The following is a 12,426-nucleotide window of genomic DNA, read 5'->3' as shown; positions in this document are numbered from 1 at the left end:
GCCATGACTTCTCGCGCTACCCCAGCCGGCGGTGAGCCTGCCGAACCCGCCCCGGACCTCTACCGAGGTGCGGACGCCTGCATCGCCCAGATCGGAGAGAAGTGGTCGCTTCTCATCGTCCGGGAGGTGCTCAACGGCAACACGAAGTTCTCCGAGATCCGGGAGGCGCTCGGGTTGAGCCACGACGTGCTGAGCGACCGCCTGCAAACGCTGGTGCAACGCCTCATCCTCCGGCGGGAGAGCTACCGCGAACCCGGCTCGCGCGTGCGTGAGCGGTACCTGCCGACCGAGGCGGCCGAAGCCCTCGTGCCGGTCCTGCAGGCGATGGACGTGTGGGGGAGGCGTTTCGGCGCCGAGGCTCGGCGGAAGGCGGCCCGGTCGTGAGGGCAGCGGTTGTCACCGGAGTCGGCGCCATCAGCCCGGTGGGCGGGACCGCCGCGGACAGCTGGGACGCGCTTCTGGCCGGACGTTCCGGCATCGCGCTTCTCGACGACGACTGGGCCGCAGCGCTGCCGACCCGGATCGCCGCCCGCATGGCCGTCGACCCCGCGGCCAAGATGGATCGCGTCGCCGCGCGCCGCCTCGACCGCGCGGAGCAGGCGGCCCTGGTGGCCGCGCGGGAGGCGTGGGAGGACGCGAAGCTGTCGGCGTCGTCCGTCGATCCCGAACGTGTCGCTGTCGTCATGGGTACGGGGATCGGCGGGGTGAACACCCTGCTCGACAACCACAACGCCCTGCGGGACCACGGCCCGCGCCGGCTGAGCCCGCGCATGGTCCCGATGATGATGCCCAACGGCGCCGCCGCGGCCGTCAGCATCGATCTCGACGCGCGAGCGGGTGCCATCACGCCGGCGAGTGCGTGCGCCACCGGTGGTGAGGCCGTCGCCCACGCCCTGGACCTGATCCGGCTCGGCCGTGCGGACGTCGTGATCGCCGGGAGCACCGAGGCTTGCGTCAACGAGCTGACGATGGCCGGCTTCGCGCAAGCCCGCGCGATGTCCACCCGGAACGACGAACCGCGCCTCGCCTCGAGCCCGTTCGACCGGGCCCGGGACGGGTTCGTCCTGGGGGAGGGCGCGGCCGTGCTCGTGATCGAGAGCGAGGAACACGCCCGTGCCCGCGGTCGTGTTCCGCACGCCACCCTCGCCGGCGCCGCCATCACCTCTGACGCGCACGACATGGTCGCTCCGGAGCCGCAGGGGGACGGGCAGATCCGTGCCATGCGGACGGCCATCCGGGACGCCGGGCTGTCCCCGGAGGACGTCGGCCACGTCAACGCCCACGCCACCTCGACACCGGCGGGCGACATCGTCGAGGCGTGCGCGATCCGGTCCGTGTTCGGCGGACACGCGCCCGTCGTTTCCGCGGTGAAGTCGATGACGGGACACCTGCTCGGCGGCGCCGGCTCGTTCGAAGCGGTGGCCACCGTGCTGGCCATCGCCCACCAGACCGCGCCGCCGACCCCGACGCTGGCCGACGCCGAACCCGGGCTCGGCCTCGACATCACGCGCGAGAGGCCCAGGCCCGGCGCGTTCGGCGCGGCCCTGAGCAACTCCTTCGGGTTCGGTGGCCACAACACCGCCCTGGTCTTCACCACCTAGCCGGGCACCGGCACCCTCGACGTGAAAGTAGAGAACGTGAACGACAACCGAACCAGCCGCGTCCTCACCTGGACCGATCCCGCCGAAGTCGTCGCGGGTATCGCCGAGCTCGACGGGATCGACGCGATGCGCGCGCTCCGCGACGGTGAGCTGCCCGCGCCGCCGATCGCGCACACCATGAACTTCACACCGGTCGAGGTCGACCACGGACGCGTGGTCTTCACCTGCACCCCCGGCGCCGAGCACTACAACCCGCTCGGGGTGGTGCACGGCGGGCTCGCGTGCACCCTGCTGGACACCGTCGCCGGCTGCGCCGCCCACACCACCTTGAAAGCCGGGCAGCGCTACACCTCCATCGAGATCACGGTCAAGTACCTGCGGCCGATCACTCTCGACACCGGCCCCCTCACGGCGACCGGGGTCGTCACCAAGGCGGGCAGCCGGGTGATCTTCGCCGACGCGGAGATCCGGGACCGGTCCGCGAAGCTGGTGGCGACCGGATCGAGTTCCCTGCTCGTCTGGTGACCCGCCGCCGCGCGTGAGCAGATCAGGCAGCGCCGGCCGGGAGGTGGTAGAGGGCGGCCTGGAACCGTTCGGCGATCCTCGCCATCTCCGTCCGAAGCTCGTCGCACGCGGCGACGAGCAGGACCGGGCAGCCGGGGCGGACCAGCTCGGCGAACGCCGCGATTCCCCGCGCTGTGCTGGGAAACGTCCGCGGCTCAGCCGCGCCGTGCAGCGCGGCGAGTGCCGCGGCGAGCGCGTCCAGCACCCGGGCAAGGACGGCGCTGCGGCCGGTGTCCGGGCAGTGCGGTTCGATGCGAAGCTGCCCGGCCCGGGTGCAGGCGACGACGGCGACCTCACGCAGGCCGGGGAGCCGGTGCGCGGCCGCCAGCACGTCGGCAGCGCGGCGGGCATCGTGAAACGCGAAGAGCAGTACGTTCTGATTCTGTTCGCACATGACTTCACCGGTTGGTCTCGGGAGGCTGCGCCTCAGGTGGGCAACCCATCTTCCGGCGTCTCCCGTGCGGTTCTCCAGCGAGCGGGCTCGACGTTCGTCAGCGGGCCGGCCCCGCCGTGCGTCGGGAAAACCCCACGGCGCGATGTCGGGTGCGCGCGATGGTGCCCGGGCCCGCCGGCCTCGATGATCGAGGAAGTGCCGATCCCACCACGGCCGGGCCGGAGGAGACGAGACGATGACGCCAGAACCGGATGCCGTTCCCGCGGACGAACTGGGCCGCGGGGCGCCGGGAACACCGGCGCGCGGACGCGGACCGAACCGTGGCGGCGGGTTCTCGCAGACGGATGACCGTGCCCCCACTGCCGGCTGGGGCGCCGCTCGCAGTGTCGCCAGGAACGTGGTCCGCTCGCGCGAGTTCCTGCGCGCTCCTCGCGCGATTCTCCGGATGAACCACGAGAACGGCGGGTTCGACTGTCCGGGCTGCGCCTGGCCCGACGACCGCAACGGCCTGCACCTGGACATCTGCGAGAACGGCATCAAGCACGTCACGTGGGAGATGACCCGCAAGCGGGTCGACCGGTCGTTCTTCGCCGAGCACACCGTCACGGAACTGGCCGGATGGACGGATTTCGCGCTGGAGGACCAGGGCCGGCTGACAGAGCCGCTCAGCTACGACTCCGAAACCGATCGGTACGTCCCGATCTCCTGGAGCGACGCCTTCACACTCGTCGGAACCGCACTGCGCGGGCTGGACAGCCCCCACGAGGCGTCGTTCTACACGTCGGGCCGGTTGTCGAACGAGGCCACTTTCCTGTACCAGCTCTGGGTGCGCGAGTTCGGGACGAACAACCTGCCGGATTGCTCGAACATGTGCCACGAGGCTTCCGGGCGCGCCCTGACCGCAGCGCTCGGCACCGGCAAGGGCACGTGCGACATCACCGACTGGGACGTGGCGGATCTGCTGATCGTGATGGGCGTCAACGCCGCCTCCAACGCGCCCAGGATGCTGACCTCGCTGGCCGAGGCGCATCGCCGCGGCGCGCAGATCGTCCACGTCAACCCCATGGTGGAAGCGGCGTCGCGGCGCACCATCGTGCCGCACGAGTTCCTGGCCATGGGCACGTTCCGGACCACCGAGACCGCCACGATGACGGTGCAGCCGCGGATCGGCGGAGACCTGGCCCTCCTGCGGGGTGTCGCCAAAGCCGTGCTGGAGCGTGCCGAAACCGATCCCTCGGCGATCGACGAGCAGTTCATCGAGCGCTACACCCATGGCTTCGACGCTTACCGGGAGACGGTACGGGCGCAGGAATGGTCCGAGCTGGTCCACCAGTCGGGGGTGCCGGAGCGGGAGATTCGCGACCTCGCGGAGCGCTACCTCACCGCCCACCGCACGATCGTCGCCTGGTGCCTCGGCCTCACCCAGCAAGAGCACGGCTGCGACACGGTGCGTGAGATAGTCAACCTGTTGCTGCTCCGGGGCAACCTGGGTCGCGAGGGCACGGGGGTTTCGCCCGTGCGGGGACACAGCAATGTGCAGGGAAACCGGACGTGCGGAATCGATCACCGGCCGGACGAGGAGCTGCTGGCCCGCCTGGACGAGGTGTGCGGCATCCAGGCGCCGCGCGAGCACGGGCTGGACACGGTGGGCACCGTCCAGGCCATGCTGGAGGGCAGGGTGAAGGTCTTCGTCGCGCTGGGCGGGAACTTCGCGCTGGCCGCGCCCGACACCGCCACCACGATCGCCGCTCTGCGCAACACCGACCTGACCGTCCAGGTCAGCACGAAACTCAACCGCAGTCACCTCGCGCACGGCAAACGAGCGCTGATCCTGCCGTGCCTGGGAAGGACCGAGCGGGATGTGCAGCGCTGCGGCGAGCAGGGCGTCACCGTCGAAGACTCGATGAGCATGGTCCACCTCTCGTACGGCACACGCCGGCCGCCCTCCCCGGAGCTCCGCTCGGAATGCGCGATCCTGGCCGGGATGGCGAGAGCGACCCTGCCGGATTCGGCGACACCGTGGGAGCGCTACGTCGAGGACTACGACCGGATCCGCGACACGATGGCGAAGGTCCTGCCGGGCTTCGAGGACTTCAACCGCCGGGTCCGGATGCCCTTGGGCTTCCGCATCCGGCAACCCGCGCGGGAGCGGGTGTTCCTGACGGGGAGCGGGCGGGCCGAGTTCGGTGCGGCGCCGCTGCCCGATGTCGTGTTGCCGCCGGGCCGGCTGATGTTGTCCACGATGCGTTCCCACGACCAGTGGAACACGACGATCTATTCGGACAACGACCGGTACCGCGGGGTGCGCAACCTGCGGACGCTGCTCTTCATGAACCCGGAGGACATGGCCGAGCGCGGCCTGGCCAAGTTCGACCTGGTCGACATCACGAGCTTCGCCCGGGACGGCAGCACCCGCTCGGTCTTCGGGTACCGGGCGGTGCCCTACGACCTCCCGCGTGGCAACGTGAGCGGGTACATGCCGGAGCTCAACGTGCTCTGCGCGCTCGGCGACTTCTCGGTCGCCAGCGGGCAGCCCCTGATGAAGCACCAGATCGTGGAGGTGGTCCCCGCCCGGGGCGGGGACGCGCGGGCAGGAGAGCTGCCGTTGGGAACCGCATTCGCTGAGTGAACAGGTCGAATGACCCATCGCACCCCAGCGCGAAGCGGACGCAGACTGGGGTGCGTGACGGCTTCCACCGAACAGTTGCTCGCCTCGATCCTCGAGTGCGTGCCGCAGCCGGTCTGGGTGTGTGACGAGGCCGGCCGGATCCTCTACGCCAATCCGGCGGCTGTCCGTGCGGTCGGCTACGACGATCTCGCGCAGCTCAGGGGGAAGTCAAGCCATCACACGATGCACTACAAGCGGGTGGACGGGAAACCCTATCCCGCGGACGAGTGCACGATGCTCGCGCCGCGCGCTACCGGCGCCCCGACACAGTCCGATCGCGACTGGCTGGTCCGCCGTGACGGTTCGATGTTCCCGGTCGCGTGGTGGTCGGCACCGCTGGAGCTCGAACACGGCCGTGGCGTGGTGACCGCGTTCACGGACATGACCGAGTACCGGATCGCCGAACTCGCCTCACGCGAGCACGAAACCGCGCGGATCCGTGCCGAGGAGTCACGGGCCGCGCAACGGCGGATCGTGGAGGAGACCGTCGCGATCCGCCGCCGGACCGCGCGGGATCTTCACGACGGCGTGCAACAACGCCTCGTCGCGTTGCTCATTCACCTGCAGCTGCTCAAGGATGCGTTGCCCGAGGCGCTGGCCGGGCTGGCGGACGAGGCCGTGGCGGAGGCCGTGGCAGCCGTCGAGGACATCCGCGCTGCGGCGGCCGGGATTCATCCGATGATCCTCACCTCCCGGGGCTTGTGCGCGGCCCTGCACGCGCTCGCCGCGCGCAGTCCCCTGCCGGTGTCGGTGCGTTGCTCGACACCGTCGCGGCTGGCAGAGAGTGTCGAGGCCAACGTGTACTTCTTCGTGTCCGAAGCTCTCGCCAACGCGATCAAGCACGCGGCGGCGACACGCGTCGCGATCCAGCTCGGGGTCCGGGACGGGACCCTGTTCGTCGAGGTCACCGACGATGGCGTTGGCGGCGCCGCCGTGTGCGGCACCGGCACGGGGCTTGTCGGTCTCGCGGATCGGGTGACCACACTCGACGGGAGGTTCCGGCTGGAGTCCCCGGTCGGGGGCGGCACCGTCGTCGCCGCGGAAATTCCACTATGACCGCCAGGGTGGGCGTGCCGTGGGCGGCCCCGTTCCGCGGACGCACCGGCGTGCAGGTGCGTTGACCTGGTGCTTGCTGTGCTCGGCGCCGCAGCTCCCACGGCTCGCGGTCGTCTCGAGCGGCCCGTGATCGGCCGGACTCACCCGATTGGAGGTGGTGCGCGTTATGCCGCGGCGAGTGGTCCGGTCCTCTCATCGAAAGCCGGAGCGAGAGCACCGCTGCCGGGGGATGCCGCGGGGCACCGCGGCAAGCGGACGCACGAGGGGCGAGCATCGGAATGAAACACGTGACCCGCGCCGCCGGGCTGCTGGGCGCCGGGCTGGCACTGGTGGGCGTGACGGCCCTGCCGGTGGACGGTTCCGGCACCGGGACGACCGTGCCGCAGGCGTTGGCCCTGCGCGAACCGCCCCGGATCGGCGACGTCGGGCGGCCGCACGAGGTCCTTGCGCAGCAGCCGCGCCTGGCCGCGCCGCCGTCGTTGCCGCCGCCGACCTCGCTGCCGCTTCCCGGCCCGCGGGTCAAGGCGTCGCCGGTTTCGCTCGGGGCCGGGATTCCCGCCGCCGCGCTGGCCGCCTACCACCGGGCCGGGGACAAGCTCGCCGGGTGCGGTCTCAGCTGGACGGTGCTTGCCGCGATCGGGCGCGTGGAGTCCAACCACGGCCGCCACGGCGGCTCCCAGGTGTACGAGGACGGCTCGGTGCTGCCGCGGATCCGTGGTCTGGCACTGGACGGCACGGGCGGCACCGCGTCCATTCCGGACACCGATCGCGGCACCCTCGACGGCGACCCCGTGCTGGACCGCGCGGTCGGGCCGATGCAGTTCATCCCGTCGACGTGGCGGGCCTACGCCGCGGACGGCAACGGTGACCGCAAGGCTGATCCGGACAACATCTTCGACGCGGCGCTGGCGGCCGGGCGGTACCTGTGCGCGGGTGGCGGGAACCTCGCCGATCCGGCGCAGTTGCGGGCGGCGGTGTTCCGGTACAACCACTCCGACGCCTACGTGGACCTCGTGCTCGCCCTCGCCGACGCGTATGCGCGCGGCACGGTGGCGGCCATCGCGGTGCCGGCCGTCGTGCCCGCGCCGCCCCCGGTGAGCACCCCGCCGCCTCCTCCGCAGGTGACCGAGGCGCCCGCGCCGAGCACGACGGCGCCGGCCACGAGCACCACACCCAGCACGAGCACGACACCCACCAGTCCGACCATGTCCAGCTCCAGCACCACCAGCTCCACGCGGTCGCCGACCTCCTCGTCGCGCCCGTCGTCGAGCTCGGCTCCCAGCAGGACCAGGTCCAGCACGACAACGACCACCACCACCGGATGAGGGGGGACCGCGGCGCCGGAGGGCAGAACCTCCGGCGCCGCGGTGTTTCCTCCTCGCGGTGGGGGAGATCACCGGAAAATTCCGCTCCTGCCGTGAAGTTCGGGCACCGGGAGAGGTCTTCCGGGTGAACGCGACAGATTCCCGGCGGAAGGAAACCCCAGTGACCACAACGGACAGAGTCAGCGCGGAGATCGCGGCCCTCCCCGACGGCGGGGTGGCGGTGGTGCTCGGCACCCGGCCCGAGATCGTCAAGCTGGCGGGGATCATTCGTCACCTCGGCCCGAAGGCGCGGATCGTCCACACCGGACAGCACTACGACGAAGCCATGTCCGACGTGTTCTTCACCGAGCTCGGGTTGCCGCTGCCGGACGTCCGGTTCGCGGTCGGCGGAGCCACCAGGGCGGGGCAGATCGCCGCGGCGCTGGAGGCGCTCGACCTCCTGTTCGCCGACGTCACCCCGGCCGCGGTCGTCGTGCAGGGCGACACCAACGCCACCGTCGCCGGAGCACTGGCCGGCAACGCCCGGTCCGTCCCCGTGGTCCACGTCGAAGCGGGGCTGCGCAGCTTCGACCGGACCATGCCCGAGGAGCACAACCGGATCGTCACCGACCACGTGTCCGATCTACTCTGCGCGGCCACCGACGACAACGTCGGCAACCTGGCCAGGGAGGGAATCGCCGGCAGCTCGGTGATCCGCACCGGCAACACCGTCGTCGAAGCCGTCCTCTCGCAGCTGCCCCATCCCGCGCGGCGCGAGCGGCTCCTGGCCGAACGGGGGCTGGTCGCCGACCGGTACGTCCTCGCCACCATCCACCGGCCGGAGAACACCGACGACCCGGCCGCGCTGGCCACCATCCTGGCCGAGCTGAACCGCATCCCGTGCCGCGTCGTGCTGCCCCTGCACCCCCGTACTCTGCGGGCGGTCGAACAGCACGGGCTGGCGCACCTCCTCGACGGATTCGACGTCACCGGACCGCTGGGCCCGTCGGAGTTCCTCGGGCTGGCCGCCCACGCCGCGCTCCTGGTGTCGGATTCCGGTGGCCTGCAGGAGGAATGCACTGTCCTCAAGCGACCCTTGATCGTGGTGCGCCGCTCCACCGAGCGGCCGGAGGCGATGCGCGATTTCGCGGTGCTCGTCTCGCCGGGACCGCTGATCAGCAAGACCGCGGGCAAGTGGCTCGACGACCTGCCCGGCCTGCACGCCCAGCTCGCCCGTGCGGAGTCCCCGTTCGGCGACGGCCGCGCCTCCGAACGCATCGTCGCGGAGATCGCCCGCCGGTTCGCCTCCTGAGCGGCTGCCCCCTTCAAATGGAGTAGGGCGGCGACATTCGCGACAGGTCGCCTCATCGCGGACGGTCCTCCTGGTGCAGTTTCGAAACTCGACAGGAGGCACGAAGAAGTTGGGCCATGGCCCTGACCGGCGGGGTGATCGCCGCCGCGCTGCTGGGCGGGGCGATGCCCGCCGCCGCGGCGGGCGCCCCCGCGTGGGCCCGGTGTCGCAGCCGTACCAGGACGGCCAGACCTACTACACGATCGCCGCGAAGCTCCAGGCTCCCCGGCCCGGCTGCGACGACGGCACGGCGACCGTCACCGTGCGGTCGACGGTGCACCTCCTCGGCCCCAATGCCGGGTTCGGGCAGAACGGGTTCGCCAAACTGGGCACCGACTTCGACACGGCCCCGGGCACGAACACCACACCCGACATGCCCGTCGGCGGCACCCAGACCTTGGAGACCACCGTCGAGGTCCCGGCGGCGGACCTCACCGCCGGGAACGTCAAGTACTGGATGATCCTAGAGACCTACCACGGCGGCTCCAAGGCGTGGGAGATCAGCGACTTCTCCGCCACCTACACCTACACCTACGACACGTCGACGTGGGCGGACCTGGGGGTTACCAAGAGCACCGAGCCCTCGGTGGATCAGGTGCAGCAGGGTGAGCGCATCAGCTACGCGATCGTGGTGACGAACCACGGCCCGGGGAACTCGACCGGGCACACCATGACCGACCCGGTCCCGGCCGGTCTGGTCGACGTGCAGGTTCCGGAGGACTGCTCCCTCGCCGGGGGTGTGGTCACCTGCACGGGTGGACCGCTCGCCGCGGGGGAGAGCCGGACCTACCTCGTCACGGCGACCGCGGCGGACGTGCCCGCGGGCACCGACGCGGTGACGGTGACCAACACGGCACGGGTCAGTGGGAACGAGACCGATCCGGACACGGCCAACAACACCTCGGCCGCGATCGTGACGGTGAACGTCCCGATGATCGCCGGGGGTGTGGGCGCCGCGCTGGGCCTGGGCGGTGCCGCGTTCTGGCTGGTCCGCCGTCGGGTGGCGGCCTGACCTCCCGCACCGCGGACCGACGGGCGGCCGCGGCACCGCGGCCGCCCGTTCCCGGAATCGCGACATGTTCACGCGGCTCGCCCGGTCTTCAGGGTGGAGTCGCGACAGCGAAAGGACGAATCGAGATGTACGCAGGTGGAATCGGTCCCCACACCGGTGGCACGGCCGGCGGGATGGGGGCGCTGGCGGCCACCGGGTCGCCGGTGCTGGGGTTGCTCGTGGGGCTGGGGGCGGTGCTGCTGTTCGCGGGGATGACCCTCGTGCGGAAGAACGTCGTGGCCCGCAACCTCGCCGCGCTCGGCGGCACCGCGCCCCGGCCGTTCGGCGGCGCCGTCTGACGCCGCGGTCCCGCGTTCATCCCGGTCCCGGCACCGGGATGAACGCGGATCGCAGGCACGGCTGAGAGAGCGAGAGGACTGTGGGATCAGCGATGTGCACAGCTGAAAGTGGCCCGGCGAACCGGCCGGCGCCGACGAGGGAGGGCGCGTGACGAGCGAGAGCGCCGCCGTTCCCTGGTCCGGGATCCCGGCGAACCCGTCCGGGCACACGCACCGGTCCTGGCTGGGATGGCTGGCCGCGGCGCTGTGCTTCGGCGTCGCGGTGGCCCTGATCGCCTTCCAGGACAGCTACCGGATCTTCGAGACGTGGCTCGCCGGCGAACTGGTGACCGCTGTCTCCGGGCAGTTCACCTTCGCCGTGCCCGGGCATCCGGTGCTGTACTTCCGGACGTCGGCCTCGCCCGGCGTCATGGGCATCAACGTCTCCCTGGCCTGCAGCAGCGCCCTGCTCGTGGCCCCGTTGTTCCTGACCTCCGGCGCGCTGTTCCTGTCCAGGGCCCGCTCCCGGGTGCGGCTCGTCCTCGCGACGCTGCTCGGCTTCCTCATCATCGCGGTCGCCAACAACATCCGGCTGATGCTGATCGTGATGCTCGGAGGCCGCTTCGGCGAGACCGGGCTCGACTGGGGCCACGTGCTCATCGGGTCGCTGGTGATGCTCACCGCGGGCGGTGTCGCGATCCTGCTCTACATCAGGATCACGACCGGACGGCGGCGGGAGGCGGACGGCCGATGAGCCTGCTGGAAGTCTCGATCAGCCTGTCGTTCTTCCTCGGACTGGTCTTCCTGGCCTATGTGTGCATCCTGGTGCGCGGGTTCGTCAAGGCGAAGCCGGAGCGGCCGGGCGACCCCGGCGAGCTGGACTGGCACTTCGTCATCCCCTGCCGCGACGAACAGGCCGTCATCGGCGGCACGCTCGCGTACCTGGAGAGCACCTTCCCCGAGGCGCACCTGTGGGTGATCGACGACGCCTCCAGCGACGGCACCGCGGCCATCGTCGCCGAGCGGGCGGCGGGCAACCCCCACATCCACCTGCTGGCGCGGAAACTGCCGGACGCCCGCAAGGGGAAGGGCGCCGCGCTGAACCACGGCTACCGCGAGATCAGCCGGCACGTCGGGGATTCGGAGTTGCGGGCCCGCACGATCGTCGTGGTGGTGGACGCGGACGGCAGGCCGTCGGCCAACATGCTCGAGCTGTGCGCGGGACCGGACGCGTTCGCCGACGAGACTGTCGGCGCCGTGCAGGTCGAGGTCCGGATGGTCAACCGGGACGTCGCGCGGCCGCTGCCGGGCAAGGGCCCGCTGGCGAACAAGTTCGCGGCGATGCTGGCGCGCATGCAGGACATCGAGTTCCGCGGCCCGATCTCGGCCATGCAGATCATCCGTCGCCGGACGGGCACTGTGAACATGGGCGGCAACGGCCAGATGAACCGGCTCACCGCGCTGGACAGCATCGCGGGGGAGTCGGCGGAACCCTGGGGCAACGCGCTCCTGGAGGACTTCGAGCTGGGGCTGCGGCTGATGCTCGCGGGCTGGCGGACGGCGTACAGCCGCGGGTCCTGGGTGGACCAGGAGGCGTTGTGGAGCCTGCCGCCGCTGGTCGTGCAACGCACCCGGTGGGCGCAGGGATCCATGCAGTGCCTCCGGTACCTCCCCAGGGTGTGGGGATCGCCGTGCTTCTCCACCGCGGGCTTCCTGGAGATCCTCTACTTCATGCTGCGGCCGTGGGTCCAGGTCGTCGGCTCGATCGTGTACGTCATCCCGCTGGCGGTCTTCGCCTTCAACGCCGCGGCCTACCGCGACTTCATGGCCGGCTTCCTGGCCAACGGCGGCCTGCTGCTCATGTTCGCCTACGGCGTCGTGGGGATCGCGGAGTTCGCGATCTGGGGCTGGTTCTACCGGTCCCGCTGCGAACCCGGGGTGACCCGCCGCTCCGCCGTCTACTACGGACTGTCGGTCGCGCTGTACTCGGTCCTGAACTACGTCATCGCCTGGCGGGCCTTCGGCAGGTTCGTCAGTGGCCGGGGCAGCTGGAAGAAGACACAGCGCAACAGCGAGCTGGCCGGGGCGCGGGCGCCGGCCGTCGGCGCCGTCACGAAATGAGGTCGGGAACAGTGCGACGCGCAATCGCCCGGGGCGCC

At 71.2% G+C, this 12,426-nt stretch carries 12 protein-coding genes; 11 read left to right on the top strand and 1 reads right to left on the bottom strand.

The genetic code is table 11. The annotated features are described in order from the left end of the window. Positions 1-3 precede the first annotated feature (3 nt). The 3 genes from AMY39116_RS46565 to AMY39116_RS0307730 are packed head-to-tail and all read left to right on the top strand — an operon-like array spanning position 4 to position 2,126. On the top strand, positions 4-384 hold the full coding sequence (locus tag AMY39116_RS46565) for a helix-turn-helix domain-containing protein (RefSeq protein ID WP_162146030.1): 381 nt from the start codon (positions 4-6) through the stop codon (positions 382-384). After that, positions 381-1,601 carry a beta-ketoacyl synthase gene (locus AMY39116_RS0307735; protein WP_027935736.1) on the top strand — a complete coding sequence of 407 codons (1,221 nt, stop codon included), beginning with the start codon at positions 381-383 and terminating at the stop codon, positions 1,599-1,601. Before AMY39116_RS46565 ends, AMY39116_RS0307735 begins: the two co-directional genes overlap by 4 nt. A gap of 36 nt (positions 1,602-1,637) precedes the next feature. Next, positions 1,638-2,126 carry a PaaI family thioesterase gene (locus AMY39116_RS0307730; protein WP_020417115.1) on the top strand — a complete coding sequence of 163 codons (489 nt, stop codon included), beginning with the start codon at positions 1,638-1,640 and terminating at the stop codon, positions 2,124-2,126. A 22-nt stretch (positions 2,127-2,148) separates the two neighbouring features. Here AMY39116_RS0307730 and AMY39116_RS0307725 read toward each other — a convergent pair whose 3' ends face one another. Next, positions 2,149-2,559, bottom strand: coding sequence for a hypothetical protein (locus AMY39116_RS0307725; RefSeq protein ID WP_157358473.1), 411 nt, complete (start codon positions 2,557-2,559; stop codon positions 2,149-2,151). A 235-nt stretch (positions 2,560-2,794) separates the two neighbouring features. On the opposite strand from AMY39116_RS0307725, the gene AMY39116_RS0307720 reads away from it, so the two are divergent. The 8 genes from AMY39116_RS0307720 (at position 2,795) to AMY39116_RS0307685 (ending at position 12,388) form a co-directional block, all read left to right on the top strand. After that, positions 2,795-5,188, top strand: a complete 2,394-nt coding sequence (locus AMY39116_RS0307720; RefSeq protein ID WP_051123492.1) for an FdhF/YdeP family oxidoreductase — start codon at positions 2,795-2,797, stop codon at positions 5,186-5,188. A 54-nt stretch (positions 5,189-5,242) separates the two neighbouring features. Next, on the top strand, positions 5,243-6,283 hold the full coding sequence (locus AMY39116_RS0307715; protein ID WP_020417112.1) for a PAS domain S-box protein: 1,041 nt from the start codon (positions 5,243-5,245) through the stop codon (positions 6,281-6,283). Between the two features lie 278 nt (positions 6,284-6,561). After that, on the top strand, positions 6,562-7,608 hold the full coding sequence (locus tag AMY39116_RS42390) for a lytic transglycosylase domain-containing protein (RefSeq protein WP_051123491.1): 1,047 nt from the start codon (positions 6,562-6,564) through the stop codon (positions 7,606-7,608). A gap of 160 nt (positions 7,609-7,768) precedes the next feature. Continuing rightward, positions 7,769-8,899, top strand: a complete 1,131-nt coding sequence (gene wecB / locus AMY39116_RS0307705; RefSeq protein ID WP_020417110.1) for a non-hydrolyzing UDP-N-acetylglucosamine 2-epimerase — start codon at positions 7,769-7,771, stop codon at positions 8,897-8,899. Between the two features lie 202 nt (positions 8,900-9,101). Then, entirely contained in the window at positions 9,102-9,950 is an 849-nt protein-coding gene (locus AMY39116_RS0307700) for a DUF11 domain-containing protein (protein ID WP_157358472.1), read from the top strand. Between the two features lie 125 nt (positions 9,951-10,075). Next, positions 10,076-10,288 (top strand): hypothetical protein, encoded by a 213-nt coding sequence (locus tag AMY39116_RS0307695; protein ID WP_020417108.1) that lies wholly within the window; start codon positions 10,076-10,078, stop codon positions 10,286-10,288. Between the two features lie 148 nt (positions 10,289-10,436). Beyond that, a complete protein-coding gene (locus tag AMY39116_RS0307690; protein WP_020417107.1) occupies positions 10,437-11,021 on the top strand; it encodes an archaeosortase/exosortase family protein in 585 nt (194 codons plus the stop codon). Beyond that, the gene (locus tag AMY39116_RS0307685; RefSeq protein WP_020417106.1) at positions 11,018-12,388 is read left to right on the top strand and encodes a glycosyltransferase family 2 protein; all 1,371 of its coding nucleotides are present in this window, start codon (positions 11,018-11,020) and stop codon (positions 12,386-12,388) included. The genes AMY39116_RS0307690 and AMY39116_RS0307685 overlap by 4 nt, the downstream gene beginning before the upstream one ends. The last annotated feature ends 38 nt before the right edge of the window (positions 12,389-12,426 follow it).

It is taken from the genome of Amycolatopsis sp. ATCC 39116, assembly GCF_000231075.2.
Lineage (GTDB): Bacteria > Actinomycetota > Actinomycetes > Mycobacteriales > Pseudonocardiaceae > Amycolatopsis_E > Amycolatopsis_E tucumanensis.
Note: the sequence above shows the minus strand (reverse complement) of the source record. Positions and strands in the feature narration are given on the sequence as shown.

Coding starts and splice junctions, on each gene's coding strand:
- AMY39116_RS46565 (WP_162146030.1), top strand. CDS start 4: ATGACTTCTCGCGCTACCCCAGCCGGCGGTGAGCCTGCCGAACCCGCC.
- AMY39116_RS0307725 (WP_157358473.1), bottom strand. CDS start 2,559: ATGTGCGAACAGAATCAGAACGTACTGCTCTTCGCGTTTCACGATGCC.
- AMY39116_RS0307720 (WP_051123492.1), top strand. CDS start 2,795: ATGACGCCAGAACCGGATGCCGTTCCCGCGGACGAACTGGGCCGCGGG.
- AMY39116_RS42390 (WP_051123491.1), top strand. CDS start 6,562: ATGAAACACGTGACCCGCGCCGCCGGGCTGCTGGGCGCCGGGCTGGCA.
- AMY39116_RS0307695 (WP_020417108.1), top strand. CDS start 10,076: ATGTACGCAGGTGGAATCGGTCCCCACACCGGTGGCACGGCCGGCGGG.
- AMY39116_RS0307685 (WP_020417106.1), top strand. CDS start 11,018: ATGAGCCTGCTGGAAGTCTCGATCAGCCTGTCGTTCTTCCTCGGACTG.